Here is a 16,127-nt window from a genome sequence, read left to right as displayed (position 1 = left end):
TTAAATGCATGTACTAACAGAACAAGAACTTCATAATTTAGCCATGAATATTGTTGGAAAACAATTGGAAGAAGCGGGATTTGAATTTTTAGCCGTTAATAGTGAATTGCGTAAGAATCCACAATTTGTGTGCACTAAGGACAAAAAGATGCGCTTTGTTGTGGTAAAGGCTATTGAATACCCTGGTGACCCAAAGGATATGGACTTCTTTATGTCTGACCTTAAAAAAATGAAGGATCATGCCATTAAATTTGAAGCTACGACATTTTATGCAGGGGTAGGTTTAGTTAATGCTACAGACCATAATTTACCGGTTTATTTAGATGAAGAATATATTGTTGATTATGATGGTTTAGTTGAGATATGAAAAAATGTATTTTAGTAACAGCGCTTGTTATAGGATTGTTTCAATCTTGCAAGCAGAATAATGAGGTCGGTGTTCGCAATCAAAACACTGGAGGGGCATTAGGTACTTCTTATAGTATTATTTCTATTACACCTGAAGAGATGGATTTACAACAAGAGATTGACTCTGTATTTGCTGTAATTAATCAATCTTTATCTACATATATACCAGAGTCCGATATTTCCAGAATTAATAAAGGAGATAGTTCTATTGTTGTAGATGCTATGTTCAAAGAAGTTTTTGAGCTTTCAAAAACTATTCATCATGAGACTGATGGTTTTTTTGATCCTACGGTAGGTACCTTGGTAAATGCTTGGGGTTTTGGACCAGGACAAAAAATTTCAATGGATAGCTTGAAAATAGATAGTTTATTGAATTATGTAGGTTTAGATAAAATTAAGTTGGATGAGGAAAATCACATTATAAAGACCAATCCTAATATTTATATGGATTTTAATGCCATTGCAAAGGGGTATGCAATTGATAGGTTAGCGGCTATGTTAGATGCTAAAGATATTGAGAATTACCTTATAGAAGTAGGTGGTGAATTGGTTGCAAAAGGTAAAAATACCATTAAAGATAAGTTTTGGACAGTTGGTATTGATGATCCTGAAATGGAAGGGAGTAGAGCTACCAAAATACTAATTCATTTAGAGGATAGGGCTTTAGCTTCTTCAGGAAATTATAGAAAATTCAGAATAGATGAAGAAACGGGTAAAAAGTATGTACATACTGTAAATCCGAAAACTGGATATACCCAACAATCACATACGCTTGCGGTTACTATTTTGGCAGCTAATTGCGCTACGGCAGATGCCTATGCTACTTCATTTATGGCGATGGATTTAGATGAGGCATTTAAAATTGTTAATGGTAATGATAGTTTAGAGGCGTATATCATTTATTTAGATGAGAAAGGGGAAACACAAGAATTCTTAACCAAAGGATTTAAAACTGTTGTAATAGAATAACTATTTTTTTACTACCGGAATAATTTCTCCCGGAGCCAACCGATATCTATCTATTTTTTCTTGGCTCATAATTTTTGTAAAATCTATTTCTTCTACGGTAAAACCTATATCTCTTAATTTATCAAAGTAATCTCTTCCGTAAATACGAACGTGGTCATATTGACCAAATATTTTAGCGCGTTCCACTTTGTCGGTAATACTATCGTCTTCAAATGTTTCGGATCTATTTAAATCTTGTGGAATTTGAAAAATACCCCAACCACCAGGTTTTAGAATTCTATATAATTCAGACATTGCTTTTGTATCGTCTGGTATATGCTCTAAAACATGATTACATAGAATTACATCGAACATGTTATCTTCAAATGGCAGGTTGCAAATATCGGCCTTTACGTCTGCCAACGGTGAATTAAGGTCTGTGGTAACATAATTCAGGTTTTTTAGCTTCCTGAATCTTTTATAAAACGCTTGTTCAGGTGCAAAATGTAAAACATGCAAAGGGGCGGTAAAAAAGTCAGTCTCCTCTTTCAGGAATAACCACAGTAAACGATGACGTTCTAAAGATAGGGTAGAAGGAGAAAGTACATTTTCTCTCGGACTTTCATATCCATAAGGTAAAAAGCTACGAAAAGTATTGCCGTCAATAGGGTCTTCATATGTATTGCCTCGGTAATATGCTTTAAAAAAAGGCTTTACCAAATAGCTAAGGGAAATTAATACAGGCCTTGGAACAAGGTTAAGAAAAAATTTAAAAATTTTCTTCATCTGTATTTCCTAACTTTTCATGGTAGATGAAGTAAACTCGTCTTCCTCATCACTTACAATCCCTAAAGCGTCATAAATGTATTTAAAGGTAGAAAGTAATTCGGGTTTTCCGTTTACTATAGCAACATCATGTTCAAAATGAGCGCTAGGTTTACCATCTGCCGTAAGAATTGTCCAGCCATCTTTAAGTTGTTTAATGCTCTTTGTTCCCATGTTTGTCATAGGTTCAATAGCAACGGTCATTCCCTCAACAAATTTCTTTCCTCTGCCACGTCTGCCATAATTTGGCATTTCTGGACCTTCGTGCATTTTTCTGCCAAGACCATGACCTACTAATTCTCGTACCACACCATAACCGTGATCTTCAGTGAATTTTTGGATAGCATACCCAACATCGCCAACGCGGTTTCCTACTTTAAATTCTCGTATACCAACATACAACGATTTTTTAGTGACCTCAAGTAGTTTTTCAATTTCAGGACTAACTTCTCCTACCTTAAAAGTATAAGCGTGATCTCCGTAAAACTCATTTTTTAAAGCTCCACAGTCAATGGAAATTATATCGCCCTCAACTAAAGGTGTGTTATTTGGAATTCCATGTACCACTTGAGCGTTTGGGCTCATGCATAAAGAGTTTGGAAAATCGTACAAACCCAAAAATCCCGGTACGGCACCGTGATCACGAATAAAGGTTTCAGCCAAAGTATCTAGCTGAAGTGTAGTAACCCCTGGTTTTACCTCAGAGGCAATCATTCCTAAAGTTTTAGAAACGATTAATGCGCTTTCACGCATTAATTCAATTTCTTCGGCTGTTTTTATTTTTATCATAAAATCTTATCCTTTCTAATGAGTCTAAATTTACACCAGCGAGTTTTGGGTCATAAATTCGGACTTTTCTACACCTATTAATTTCAAAATTGTAGGTGCAATATCACCTAAAACACCATCTTTAATTTGGTGTATATCTTTATCTACTAAAATTAAGGGAACAGGGTTGGTAGTGTGTGCTGTGTTAGGCGTGCCGTCCTCATTTACCATTGTCTCACAGTTACCATGGTCAGCAATTACGATTACTGAGTAATCTTTCTCAATAGCTGCTGTAATGACGTCTTTTGCGCATTCATCTACCGTTTCACAGGCTTTAATGGCAGCTTCCATAACACCTGTATGACCAACCATATCAGGATTAGCAAAGTTCAAACATATAAAATCTACATCGCCTTGTTGTATTTCTGGAATAATTTTATCCCTAATTTCATAAGCGCTCATTTCTGGCTGTAAATCATAAGTAGCTACTTTTGGCGAAGGGCATAATATACGAGATTCACCTTCAAAGGGAACTTCTCTACCACCATTGAAAAAGAAAGTAACGTGAGGATACTTTTCTGTTTCGGCAATACGTATTTGTTTTTTGCCGGCATTTGCCAAAACTTCACCAAGGGTTTCTACTATGTTATCTTTATTATAAACAACATGAACATTGTTGTAAGACTCATCGTAATTGGTTAGAGTAACATAGTACAAGTTCAATTTGTGCATGTTTTGCTCATGCATGTCTACCTGACTTAATACTTGAGTTAATTCTCTACCACGATCCGTTCTGAAGTTAAAGAAGATGACAACATCATCTTCCTTTACAGAGGCTATAGGTGTGCCATCTGTATTGGTCATCACGATAGGTTTTATAAACTCATCAGTAATGTCCGCATCATAATTCTTTTGAATTGTCTTACCAATGTCGGTAGACTTCTCACCTTCCGCATTAACAATTACATCGTAGGCTTCTTTCACGCGTTCCCATCGTTTATCACGATCCATAGCGTAGTATCTACCTATAACCGTAGCTAACTTTGTATTCTTATCTGCGCTATAGTCTACAATATCCTCTAAAAATCCTTTTCCACTTTTAGGATCAACATCCCTACCATCTGTAAAAGCATGTAAGTACATGTTTTCAACTCCAGATTCTTTACCCGCAGCTATTAAGCCCTTAATATGGTTGGTATGGCTGTGAACTCCACCATCACTTAATAGACCTAGAAAATGAACATCTTTATTGTTCTTTTTTGCATACTCGAATGCGCTCCTTAAAACAGGTTCAGAACTTAACGTATTCTCTTTAACAGCCTTATTGATTTTAGCTAAATCTTGATAAACGATTCTACCGGCACCCAAATTCATATGACCAACTTCGCTATTTCCCATTTGACCTTCTGGCAAACCAACATTCATTCCATCTGTAAGAAGGTTAGAGTTAGCGTATTTAGTATATAAACTATCTATAAAAGGAGTATTGGCTTTATCTACTGCAGATACTTCAGGATTTGGAGATTTACCCCATCCGTCTAATATCATTAAGATTACTTTTTTGTTCATCTTCATAAGGTTTTAGGAGTACAAAAATACTATGTTCTGCCAAGTTAAGCTACTAGTTTACATACCTTTTTTGATTTGATGGTGTATCGCAACATTTTTGTAGTTTGGGTGAAGATTTATTTGTTAAAGTTTAGTTATAACATTGTTAAAGGATGAAACAATTTGTGCTGATCGGCGTCTTTTAATTGTACGCTATTGTACTCATCAATTAAAATCAATCATCATGAAAAAAGTAATTCTTACATTGGCTATGGTAGCACTTACCGTAGGCTCAACAGTTATGGCTGCAGAGACTGTAAATCGTTCAAAAACAACAACAGAAATTGACCTCGTATCAAGAGTTGATATCAGCTCATTTTGTAAAGCTGTAATAAAGGGCGATTTAGAAACCGTTAATCGTTTAATAGATTTGGGTGAAGATGTAAATCAAAAATCTTTGGGAATGACCCCTGCAATGTTTGCTGCACGTTACAATAAGGTTGAAATATTAGAGGTCTTAATTGAAAATGGAGCCGATCTAAAGATGCAGAGTAGTCATGGGCATACTGCAAAGCGTTATGCTGAATTATCTAATGCAACAGAGGCTCTAGAATTAATTGAAACAGCAGTAGGAAGCTAAGTCTGCTTTAGTCGATTTCATTTTGTGAATATTATATCCTATGTCTTAATTTATTTTAAAATCGGGGCATAGGTTTTTTTTAATTTTTTCAATTGTTAAATATTTACTATTTCTTTCTTAAAACGGTGTTATTAACATAATTGTATATGTAAATTTACGTTATTATTAAAATCATTAATCAAAACAACGTAAATATTATGAAAAAATCAATTTCAATTTTGTTATTCATTAGCGCATTTGCATTTAGCAGTGTTTATGCAAATAGTAATGATCTAATCAATTTAAACGAATCAATATCTGTTTCTGTTAATGATGAAATCAATTCGTTATGCAAGGCAGTTATGAAGGGTGATGTAGACCAAGTAAGAAGTTTGTTGGCTTTAGGAGAAAAGACAAATGAAAAATCTCTAGGTCTAACACCGGCAATGTATGCCGCTAGATATAATAAGGCAGAGATATTAAAGGTTTTATTGTTGAACGGTGCCAACCTCAATATTAAAAGCGACCAGGGTTATACAGCAAAAGACTATGCGAAAATGTCGAACGCAAAAGATGTGTTAGATGTTATTAAGCAAGATTCATAATTTTGTTTTATACAAATAGAAAAGGCTCATTGAAATTTCAATGGGCCTTTTTTAATACTAATAATTCTACTCCAAATAGTGTTCAGGTAAAAGAGTAAAAACGAATTAAAAATCAAATCCATTTGCTGCTCTAACAACAAATGCATACAGTGCCAAAAATATCATTAGGGCACAAAATACTGAGTAGACCTTTAAAAATGTAACCAATATTATTGGTCTACAGTTCTCAAACGCCTGCACGTATAAGTTTCTAAAATGTGTAATTGTTCCCATTATAGTGTTCTTCTATGATTAAATCATAGCTATAAAGGCAATCATAAATGGCAAAATAAGCTTGGGACTTCCCCAAATGTACACAAATATATGTACTGTATAGAGTCGTCTAGACCAACTGTACAAAAAAACCGATTAACCTTGGTTTTTGTATTTGTTTATAGCTTCCTTGATTTTTTCAATTCTATTTTCAGGGTCGGGATGGGTGCTTTGAAACTCAGGAGTACGATTTGGTCCGCCAGCAGCTTTTAAAATTTCCATGACCTTGATCATTTCATAAGGATCATAACCAGATTGAATCATAAATAGTACACCTAGTTCGTCACTTTCCAATTCATCTCCACGTCCATTTTTTAATAGTGTATTCTGGCCAATGCTACCTAAAATGCTACCCATGTCACCGGCACCGACTGTGGCGCCCATAGTAGCGGTTTGCCATGTTTGGCTGTCTGCAATTCTTTCTGCGGAATGCCTACCTATTACATGACCGATCTCATGACCAAGAACTCCGGCTAGTTGTGCTTCATTAAGTTGGGAAAATAAAGCATAGGTGATAAAACACTGCCCGCCTGGTAAGGCAAAGGCATTTATGGTCTGGTCATCGGCCAGTAAATGAAAATCGTACTGGTATGGAGTTTCTCTTGCAATACTATTTTCAACTAATTTATTGCCTACAGATTCAACAAAAGATTGTAAACGTTGGTCAGGGTAGAGTCCGCCATGTTGTTGTGCCATTTCTGGGGCACTTTGTAAACCAATAGCAATTTCTTGATCAGAAGTCATGGTGATATGTTGCGAGCGACCCGTGTATGGGTTCTCTTCGGTATTACTGCATTTTTGAATAAATGCAAAGGCAACTATCGCCAAACCGATAAATATTCTAATTTTCCAACTTCCTCTTCTCATGGTAATGTGTTATAGTACAGGTTCTAATGTACGAAATGCTTATAATAAGCTTCTATTGATGTCTAATATATTATTTTGAATGTATGATTTTAAAAAGTTCATCGTAAAATGCTCGGCACCATAATAATCTTCTCTAATTATAATTGAAGCAACATTTTTACTTCTAAATTGTTCTAACATTGGTATAGATAAAGGGGCGTAGCTATAATGCCAGGGTTCATACTTAAAACCTCTTCTTTTAGGCTCATTGGTATATACTAGGAAGAACCCGTACGTTTCGGAATTTTCATCCATCCACTTTTTAAAATCTACGTAAGGTCCATCACCTTCATACTTGTGCGGTACAAGCACGTCGCCATCTACCTTTCTGTAGCCATCTACAACATCAATATCAGTACCCCAATGGTGTCTGCTAGTACCAGGTATGGTAGAGTATTCTATAATTTTATTGATAGCATCTGTAGGGTTCATGCCATCATCATCTGTATATTTTAAATACTTACGCTCAAAAATAGCAGCTTGTCTATCATAACTTCTAAAACTTGAAACTATTTTTAGATCGATACCATCTTTATACGCAGCCTTCTTCATTTCTAGAAAAGCATCATGAGCTTCTTTTCGTAGGTTAATGTCTTTACCGTACAACTTAATGTCTTCTTTACCCATTAATTCTAAAATACCGTACTCGGTTTCTTCTTGAATAAAGAAATTAGGGGCTAAGGCAAGAGCTAAAGCTGCCGAACTACTTCTATTGATAAATGTTCTTCTCTGCATAATTGAATGTTGTGTTATTAATTGCAAAAGATTTGCCAAACTAAATCAGAAGAGAAAAACTTCTTGAAGTTGAAAATCATACAATCTTAAAGTAAATGTAATAAATATTGAGCTGAATAGAATTTAACATCAATTTTCTTCGTAAGTAGTAAGGTATAAATATCCTTGATGTTTAAAGTCTAAATCAGCTAAGTTTACAATATAGAAGTAAATTCCAGAAGGTAAACCTGTATTTCTGGCAACGACCCCGTTTACATTGGATATGCCTATAAATTCATCGTTATAATTATCCATGGAGAAAACCAATCTTCCATATCTATTATAAATTTGTAAAGAATTATTAGGTGAATTCTCAATGCCTTCAATCTCTAAAAAATCATTGATACCATCGCCGTTTGGTGTCATGTAATAATTATCTAAAGTGATATTATCCAGCGTTTCAATAATATCGGAATTTCCGCCAATAGTTATAATTTCATAATCGCTAGGTACAAATTCTTCAGATGTAACCGAGCCATAAGCAAAATTACCTTCAACATTAGTATTACCTAGATCCACCCAAATTTTATCGATTATACTCCACCCTACAACTTTTATTTCTGAAATGGTCTCACCAAATAGGTAAGCATTACTTTCCTCGTCCCAAGTTAAGGTCACTTTTGAGGGTACGGTACTTTCTAAATGCCAAAATTCATATTCACTAATTGATAATGCTTCATTTTCCTTTATGAATGTGTTGAAACTAGTATTGAATTGGCTTGGTGTATTAGGGTCTTCATAATAATAAGCAGATTTTGCATAATCGTTAGCACTGGTTGATTCAATAGTCAAAGGACGTATTTTATCAAATTGACCTATAGGAAACGTAAATTCGGACTTCTTGCCTATGGCAGCATAACCATCAATTTTTGTGTTGTTTGATTCTCCAGCATAAAATGAGTCGTTTAAAAAATTGATATTTACTTCGGATACCGCTCTCGTTGTATTGATGTCGCCGGCAATAAAGTTGGCGTTATTTTGAACTCCCACCGTATTGTCAATATATAGGTCATTATCTACAGCAACTTCAAAATCATAAAATACCGGGTTAGATCCACCTGATATAGTTAAAGCTTTGTCGAAAGAATAGAAACCGACTAAACCTTTATTCTGGTTAAAAGCTCCATTATTTATAACATCCATGTGAAAGCCAACAAGTCCGTCTTCATGGATCTGAATATTTCCATAATTATGAACGGCATCTTGACTATGGCTGTTTAAAGAGCATAGTAAAACGCATATACTAAAAAGTGCGGTCAATAATCTTTTCATATTTTTATCTATGTGCTTCAAATATTACGACAATTCCGTCTGCATAACTGTCGGTATTTAAACTGAATCCGTCAGCATTAAAACTAGTAACAGTAGCGGTGGTTAATCCTAGATTATCTCCATTTTGATTTGCATAGCGTAAACCGATACTATGAGTGCTAGAGGCATATCTAGATATATCATTAATTGAATTACCGCTACCACCATTAAAGATTACTTGTTCTGTAATGCTACCATTGTCATCTCTGGCAAATCCTTTCATACTGCCGTAGGCATTTGGTAATCCGGTTTCATTATTTCTAGTCCCGTTGTCCGCATTAATATCGAAATCTTCAATATTGGCATAAGCTACAAATGACACAGATGAAGGTTGAAAAGGAATTCCGGATACGGAAACCGCACCTGTTGCTGAAATTCTAAACGTACCGGTGTAGATAGTTTTCTGACCCATTTGGCTCCATGACGTACCATCAAAGACATAGACTTGATTTGTATCTGTATTAAAGACCAAAGCGCCTTGGGCAGCATCTGTTGTTGCGTTTATATTGGTAGTAGTACCTGTCGTTAACCCTACAAGTAATCCGCTATCAAGCTGAGCATTTACAATAAGCCCTATTAATAGAGTGATAGAAAGTAAAATGTATTTTGTTAATCTCATTTTTTTATAGGTCTAAAACAGTGAACATAAATTCAGAATCAAATCTTGATCGGTCAGTACCGCCGTTGTCATTATCACCGATGATAACCTCAAAACTTGTTGCGGTTTGGTTGGAGTAGGAGATGCCAGGGTCGTCATTACCGGCGCCACCTCTACCAGGTTGTGTTAGTTGAATGATATAATCTGCATCAGAAACAGAACCTGCGGGTAGTGTTACTCTATAGTAACCTACGCTGATTCTAGTAACGGTAACCCCAGCAGTTGCTTTTGTAACAGTACCGGCAGAGCTTATTTTTCCAATAGCTTTAATAGGGCTCATAGAATTTACCCACTCAGTACCAGTGGCTGTTGAAGTTAATACTTGACCAGCTGTTCCAGGTGAATCATTTTCATCTAATACGGCACCTTCTAACTCTAAAGTTTCGTTTATTATTACTGAAGTATTCCCCGAAGTTTCTTCAACTTTTAAAGCTTCAATTTCACCAACAACTAAGCCTATTTCATCGGCTGCAGGACTGTAAATACCGGTATCGGAATCATCGGAAAATCTATAAGAAGGTAGGGTTGTACTACCGTCAGAGTTGTTTAATCCACTAGTTCTCGTTGTTCCATTTACGGTAAGTTTATTTGTTCCTAGTAATGGATTTCCTATACTTAACCTATTGTTAGTTGCGTCCCAAAATAATTGACTGTTATTTTCAGTTGGTCTACCATCGGCTCCTGCAAAAAACACAGAACCTGTTGTACCTGTATGTGATAAATCAGATAATGGAACATCTAAGTCTCCATTAGAATCAGATATTCTTAAGTAGTCAACTCCTGCCACATCAACAGTTGCAAAACTTGTATTTGTTTCATTGGTAATACTACCATCAACTTCCGTAAAATCGTTAATGATATTGTATGGTAATGTACTCGACCCATCTCCGGTTATACTTATTCCGGTACCTGCTGTAATTTCTGTTTCAGTACCATCGGCGTATAAAGAAGATAAATTTGCTACCTGAGTTGTAGGATCATCTTCAATTTTTAGTAAAAGTTCAAATGTAGAACCGTTGAATGCAAACATTTCTACTGTTTGATCGTCCGTAGAAATAGAGCTTAAATCAACTTGATTAGATCCAGTTAATGGATTCGTTAATGTAAGAATATTGGTAGCGCTTAAACTTAAATCAGAAAGTTCGTTTGTTACCGAGTTATCCAAGTTATCCGGAACAGCTATAGTGTACGGACTAGCCGCAGTACCTGCACCGGCAATAGTAGTATTCGTACCATCGTTGATAATTGTTTCCGATCCATCGGCAACAGGAAGAGTGATAGGAGTGGAAGCCACGCCATTGATAGTAGAAGTGATTTCTCCACCTGAAATAGCCAGCTCGTTCGAGTTTACGATTGGGGCATCCAAAGCACCATTATTGTCCGTAATCGTCAATGTGTTGGTTGCGGAAGCAAAAGCCGTGTTCGTTTCGTTGGTTACCGAGTTGTCCAAGTTATCCGGAACAGCTATAGTGTACGGACTAGCCGCAGTACCTGCACCTGCAATAGTAGTATTCGTACCGTCATTGATAACCGTTTCAGATCCATCGGCAACAGGAAGCGAGATAGGAGTAGAAGTCACGCCATTGATGGTAGAAGTGATTTCTCCACCTGAAATAGCCAGTTCATTCGTATTTACAATAGGAGCATCCAAAGCGCCATTACTATCCGTGATCGTCAATGTATTGGTTGCAGAAGCAAAAGCCGTGTTTGTTTCGTTCGTTACGCTATCGTCTATTTCTGTAAAAGTATTTGCAACCACATAAGGGTCACCGGTTACACCTGTACCTGAAACACTGATGTCCGATCCTGCGGTAACCAAAGTTTCCGATCCATCGGCAACAGGAAGGGTGATAGGAGTGGAAGTCACACCATTGATGGTAGAAGTGATTTCTCCAGCGGTGATATCCAGTTCGTTCGAGTTTACGATCGGGGCATCCAAAGCACCATTACTGTCCGTAATCGTTAATGTATTGGTTGCGGAGGCAAAAGCCGTGTTCGTTTCGTTGGTTACCGAGTTGTCCAAGTTGTCCGGAACAGCAATAATGTACGGACTAGCCGCAGTACCTGCACCTGCAATAGTAGTATTCGTACCGTCATTGATAACCGTTTCAGATCCATCGGCAACAGGAAGTGTTATAGGAGTGGAAGCCACGCCATTGATAGTAGAAGTGATTTCTCCAGCTGTGATATCCAGTTCGTTCGTATTTACAATAGGAGCATCCAAAGCGCCATTGCTGTCCGTGATCGTTAATGTGTTGGTTGCGGAAGCAAAAGCCGTGTTCGTTTCGTTTGTTACCGAGTTGTCCAAGTTGTCCGGAACAGCAATAGTGTACGGACTAGCCGCAGTACCTGCACCTGCAATAGTAGTATTCGTACCGTCATTGATAACCGTTTCAGATCCATCGGCAACAGGAAGCGAGATAGGAGTAGAAGCCACGCCATTGATGGTAGAAGTGATTTCTCCAGTAGTGATATCCAGTTCGTTCGAGTTTACGATCGGAGCGGTCAAAGCGCCATTACTGTCCGTGATCGTCAATGTATTGGTTGCAGAAGCAAAAGCCGTGTTCGTTTCGTTATTAGCATCTTTATCTAAGTCCAACGCTTCAGAGTCAGAAATTGCGGTAGCTACTTCAGTATCAGTTGCAAAAGTATTTCCCAGGTCGATCGTTTTGTCAGCTTCCCCATCACCTTCATTAGAGACCGCTATAGTTGTACCAGTCAAAGAAAAAGTATCTATTTTCTGGTCGTCTGTAGAAACACCGCTAAGGTCAACAGTTTCACTTGCCGCACCATCTTGATCTAAGGTCAAGGTAGTACCGTCAAAGGTTAATCCTGTTACCGATTCGTTTCCGATTACTTTATCTAAGTCCAACGCTTCAGAGTCAGAAATTGCGGTAGCTACTTCAGTATCAGTTGCAAAAGTATTTCCCAGGTCGATGGTTTTATCTGCTTCTCCGTCACCTTCATTAGAGACCGCTATAGTTGTACCAGTCAAAGAAAAAGTATCTATTTTTTGGTCATCTGTAGAAACACCGCTAAGGTCAACTGTTTCACTTGCCGCACCATCTTGGTCCAAGGTCAAGGTAGTGCCGTCAAAGGTTAATGCCGTTACGGATTCGTTTCCGATCACTTTATCAAGATCCAATGCTTCGGAAGCGGTAATCGCATCCGCAAGTTCGGTATCTGTAGCGAAAGTGGTACCTAAGTCGATCGTTTTATCTGCTTCTCCGTCACCTTCATTAGAGACCGCTATAGTTGTACCAGTCAAAGAAAAAGTATCTATTTTTTGGTCATCTGTAGAAACACCGCTAAGGTCAACTGTTTCACTTGCCGCACCATCTTGGTCCAAGGTCAAGGTAGTGCCGTCAAAGGTTAATGCCGTTACGGATTCGTTTCCGATTAATTTATCAAGATCCAACGCTTCAGAGTCAGAAATTGCGGTAGCTACTTCAGCATCAGTTGCAAAAGTATTTCCCAGGTCGATCGTTTTATCTGCTTCTCCGTCACCTTCATTAGAGACCGCTATAGTTGTACCAGTCAAAGAAAAAGTATCTATTTTTTGGTCATCTGTAGAAACACTGCTAAGATCAACAGTTTCACTTGCCGCACCATCTTGGTCCAAGGTCAAGGTAGTACCGTCAAAGGTTAATGCCGTTACGGATTCGTTTCCGATTACTTTATCTAAGTCCAACGCTTCTGAAGCGGTAATCGCATCCGCAAGTTCGTTATCTGTAGCGAAAGTGGTACCTAAGTCGATTGTTTTATTTGCTTCTCCGTCACCTTCATTAGAGACCGCTATAGTTGTACCTGTCAAAGAAAAGGTATCTATTTTTTGGTCATCGGTAGAAACACCGCTAAGATCAACAGTTTCACTTGCCGCACCATCTTGGTCCAAGGTCAAGGTAGTGCCGTCAAAGGTTAATGCAGTTACGGATTCGTTTCCGATTACTTTATCTAAGTCCAATGCTTCAGAGTCAGAAATTGCGGTAGCTACTTCAGCATCAGTTGCAAAAGTATTTCCTAAATCAACACCGGTAGCACCGGCAGCAGCATTCGTCAAGGTTACTGTCGTACCTGTGATGGAAATATCTGAAAGTTCGTTTGTTGAAGAGGTATCCTCGTCTGCAAGAATGTGGTCATCAATTTTGGTGTCTACCGTTGCTATTGCATTATCGGCATCCAGTTCGTTTTGATCAATATCCGCTCTAATGGCAGTATCGTCATATGCAAGTCCGCTAATATCTGTACTTACATCACCACCTGCATCTGTTACGATTAAATTTGTTCCGTCAAAAGAAATTCCTGTATTAAAATCATCTGTTGCATCTGTATCCAAATTTAGGGGTAGGTCAGTTAAATCATTGAAACTACCTGAGAAATCATCGGCAGCATTTTGGTCAAATCCCGATAAATCAACCGTTGTTGCATTTGGGTCATTAGATAATGTTAATACTCCAGAAGTATAATCTAAAGTTTGAATTTCGTTCTGGGCATCTGCATCTGCATCGTCTACATTGATTGCAATTGCATTGCCATTATCAATACTGATGTTTCCCGGAGTACTGTCTGTTTGTAAATTTTGGTTGTCGGTTTCTGCAATTGCAATAATCGTTTCTAAACCGTTTTCATTGGTGTAGGTGTACGTACCATCACCATTATCTGCAAGTGTAGAAATGGTTTGTGGTGCTCCGTCAAAAGTTACATTGTTTCCTTCGCCATTAGAAAGTGTAATAGTGCCATCGCCGTTATCAGTAAATGAAAATGATGAAGAATTACCGTCACAAAGGTTTGTCCAGACCAATCCGTTGTAATAATGAACACATTGGGTGTCGGTATTATAAACTACGGCTCCGTTGAGCGGGGTAATGGCTTGCATCTGTGCAGTAGTGAGTCTGGTAAGTACAAAAGCTTTGTTGGTGCTTTCAAGTTCCACTATGGAAGCGGAATTTATGGTATTGGGATTCTCACCAATTTTAACCTGTGCATTTGCACAGAATGAAGTGATGATAAAAATTAGAAGAAATTTAAATTTTGTAGACATCGAATTATAGGGGAATAGTTAACTATTTCAAAAATAATTCGAGTTGTGTAGGAAAAATATAATATGTTGTGTAGCTAGGTGATTATGTTGGGAAAGTCTTTGTACGCTTACTTTTAACGCTAAAATATGCGTTTAATCGAGTGCTGAGGTAGTATGTTTATTTGTAAGAATTGAATGGAATAGAAGGTGTTTTTTTAAAAAAAATAGTTAGCTAACCAGTTATTTTAATTACTTATTGTTTACCTAGTCAAGTATAAAAAACCTTGATAATTTAAGTCGTCTTCAGGAATGTATATGGTGTAAAAATAAACGCCGGTAGGTAGTCCTTCCGCTTCTCCAAATGGTACATTGTCTTGGTTAGAAAAACCAACAAAATCATCAACGTAATCTGTTTTTTCAAATACTTTGAGTCCGTAACGATCATAAATCTGTAGAAAGTTACTGTCGTATTCTTCCAATTCTTCAATATAAAAGTTGTCATTAACCCCGTCACCGTTTACCGAAACATAGAAATTATCTATGAAAAGAACATCTCTAGCTAATGGTTCAAACGGACTTTTAGAGGATCCAAGCGTAATGGCTTCATAGTCATCTGGTATAAAAGATTCTGAAGTTACAAACCCTTCTGTTACGGTACCTACAGGTATACTACCTACTAAATTTACCCATTGTTGTGATGCTTTGCTAAAACCTACGGGAATGACTTCGTCTACGTTATCTGTTAAACTTGCTACAGTACTACGTTCGTTCCAACTTAGGGTTGCGGTAGTGGGTACCGAACCTTCTAAGCGCCAAAATTCGAAGGTATTTACCAGATTTACATCTAAATCGGTTGCATTGGTATTGAACGAACCTAATGGTGCTGGAGGGTTATTGGGATTTTCATAGTAATAGGCACATTTTGCAAATAAATTAACGCTTTCTGAATTGATGATCAGCGGTCTTAAAAACTGCACATCACCAACAGGAAAACCAAAATTCTGCTGATTGGTAATAGCCGCATACCCTTCAATTTTACTAAAATCATTCTCGCCGCTGTAAAATGAATTATCTACAAAATTGTAAAAAACATCTGGTTGCGCAGTTGGGGTAAGAATGCTACCAAAAATGAAATTGGTGTTATTGGTATTGTCCATGCCCAAATTCAGCTGCATATTGTTCTCCAAAGCAATTTCCATATCATAGAATTGCGGAGTAACATTGCCCGATACAGTTAGTTGTTCAGTACCATAAAAACCTGCCAAACCAAGGTTATTATCTGTAGGGGCATCATTGATGAGATTGGTGTGAAAACCAATTTGCCCACCTTGGTGAATACGTAAGTTGCCGTTATTGTATAATGCTGTTTGGGCAGTAATAGTTGCCGCAAACAGAAAGAAAAGTATGTATGTGAAGTTTTTCATA

The 16,127-nt window shown here is 37.3% G+C and carries 14 protein-coding genes; 4 read left to right on the top strand and 10 right to left on the bottom strand.

Annotation, left to right across the window (positions count from 1 at the left end):
- The first annotated feature begins 4 nt into the window (after nucleotides 1–4).
- Nucleotides 5–367, top strand: a complete 363-nt coding sequence (locus P177_RS15255) for a hypothetical protein (RefSeq protein WP_036156123.1) — start codon at nucleotides 5–7, stop codon at nucleotides 365–367.
- Nucleotides 364–1,377 carry an FAD:protein FMN transferase gene (locus P177_RS15250; RefSeq protein WP_036156121.1) on the top strand — a complete coding sequence of 338 codons (1,014 nt, stop codon included), beginning with the start codon at nucleotides 364–366 and terminating at the stop codon, nucleotides 1,375–1,377. Before P177_RS15255 ends, P177_RS15250 begins: the two co-directional genes overlap by 4 nt.
- Here P177_RS15250 and P177_RS15245 read toward each other — a convergent pair whose 3' ends face one another.
- The 3 genes from P177_RS15245 to gpmI are packed head-to-tail and all read right to left on the bottom strand — an operon-like array spanning nucleotide 1,378 to nucleotide 4,518.
- The gene (locus tag P177_RS15245) at nucleotides 1,378–2,142 is read right to left on the bottom strand and encodes a class I SAM-dependent methyltransferase (protein WP_036156119.1); all 765 of its coding nucleotides are present in this window, start codon (nucleotides 2,140–2,142) and stop codon (nucleotides 1,378–1,380) included.
- Between the two features lie 9 nt (nucleotides 2,143–2,151).
- The gene (map, locus tag P177_RS15240) at nucleotides 2,152–2,970 is read right to left on the bottom strand and encodes a type I methionyl aminopeptidase (RefSeq protein WP_036156117.1); all 819 of its coding nucleotides are present in this window, start codon (nucleotides 2,968–2,970) and stop codon (nucleotides 2,152–2,154) included.
- A 30-nt stretch (nucleotides 2,971–3,000) separates the two neighbouring features.
- A complete protein-coding gene (gene gpmI, locus P177_RS15235) occupies nucleotides 3,001–4,518 on the bottom strand; it encodes a 2,3-bisphosphoglycerate-independent phosphoglycerate mutase (RefSeq protein ID WP_036156115.1) in 1,518 nt (505 codons plus the stop codon).
- 223 nt (nucleotides 4,519–4,741) lie between these two features.
- Here gpmI and P177_RS15230 point away from each other — a divergent pair, with 223 nt between their 5' ends.
- Both P177_RS15230 and P177_RS15225 read left to right on the top strand, forming a co-directional pair.
- Nucleotides 4,742–5,137, top strand: coding sequence for an ankyrin repeat domain-containing protein (locus tag P177_RS15230; protein ID WP_036156112.1), 396 nt, complete (start codon nucleotides 4,742–4,744; stop codon nucleotides 5,135–5,137).
- 197 nt (nucleotides 5,138–5,334) lie between these two features.
- The gene (locus P177_RS15225; protein WP_036156110.1) at nucleotides 5,335–5,721 is read left to right on the top strand and encodes an ankyrin repeat domain-containing protein; all 387 of its coding nucleotides are present in this window, start codon (nucleotides 5,335–5,337) and stop codon (nucleotides 5,719–5,721) included.
- Nucleotides 5,722–5,826: 105 nt separating this feature from the next.
- Here P177_RS15225 and P177_RS20525 read toward each other — a convergent pair whose 3' ends face one another.
- The 7 genes from P177_RS20525 to P177_RS15195 form a co-directional block, all read right to left on the bottom strand.
- Nucleotides 5,827–5,994 carry a DUF6747 family protein gene (locus P177_RS20525; RefSeq protein ID WP_316930793.1) on the bottom strand — a complete coding sequence of 56 codons (168 nt, stop codon included), beginning with the start codon at nucleotides 5,992–5,994 and terminating at the stop codon, nucleotides 5,827–5,829.
- A gap of 135 nt (nucleotides 5,995–6,129) precedes the next feature.
- Nucleotides 6,130–6,900 (bottom strand): M48 family metalloprotease, encoded by a 771-nt coding sequence (locus tag P177_RS15220; protein ID WP_036156108.1) that lies wholly within the window; start codon nucleotides 6,898–6,900, stop codon nucleotides 6,130–6,132.
- 39 nt (nucleotides 6,901–6,939) lie between these two features.
- On the bottom strand, nucleotides 6,940–7,674 hold the full coding sequence (locus P177_RS15215; protein WP_036156106.1) for a M15 family metallopeptidase: 735 nt from the start codon (nucleotides 7,672–7,674) through the stop codon (nucleotides 6,940–6,942).
- A 129-nt stretch (nucleotides 7,675–7,803) separates the two neighbouring features.
- Entirely contained in the window at nucleotides 7,804–8,985 is a 1,182-nt protein-coding gene (locus P177_RS15210) for a gliding motility-associated C-terminal domain-containing protein (RefSeq protein ID WP_036156104.1), read from the bottom strand.
- Between the two features lie 4 nt (nucleotides 8,986–8,989).
- Nucleotides 8,990–9,643 (bottom strand): hypothetical protein, encoded by a 654-nt coding sequence (locus P177_RS15205; protein ID WP_036156103.1) that lies wholly within the window; start codon nucleotides 9,641–9,643, stop codon nucleotides 8,990–8,992.
- A 4-nt stretch (nucleotides 9,644–9,647) separates the two neighbouring features.
- Nucleotides 9,648–14,723: a beta strand repeat-containing protein gene (locus P177_RS15200; RefSeq protein ID WP_036156101.1), complete on the bottom strand. Its 5,076-nt coding sequence runs from the start codon at nucleotides 14,721–14,723 to the stop codon at nucleotides 9,648–9,650.
- 239 nt (nucleotides 14,724–14,962) lie between these two features.
- A complete protein-coding gene (locus tag P177_RS15195) occupies nucleotides 14,963–16,126 on the bottom strand; it encodes a gliding motility-associated C-terminal domain-containing protein (protein ID WP_036156100.1) in 1,164 nt (387 codons plus the stop codon).
- Nucleotide 16,127 lies beyond the last annotated feature (1 nt).

This window comes from Maribacter forsetii DSM 18668, assembly GCF_000744105.1.
Classification (GTDB): Bacteria; Bacteroidota; Bacteroidia; order Flavobacteriales; family Flavobacteriaceae; genus Maribacter; species Maribacter forsetii.
The sequence above is the reverse complement of the archived record's forward strand: the minus strand, read 5'-3'. Positions and strand labels throughout refer to the sequence as shown.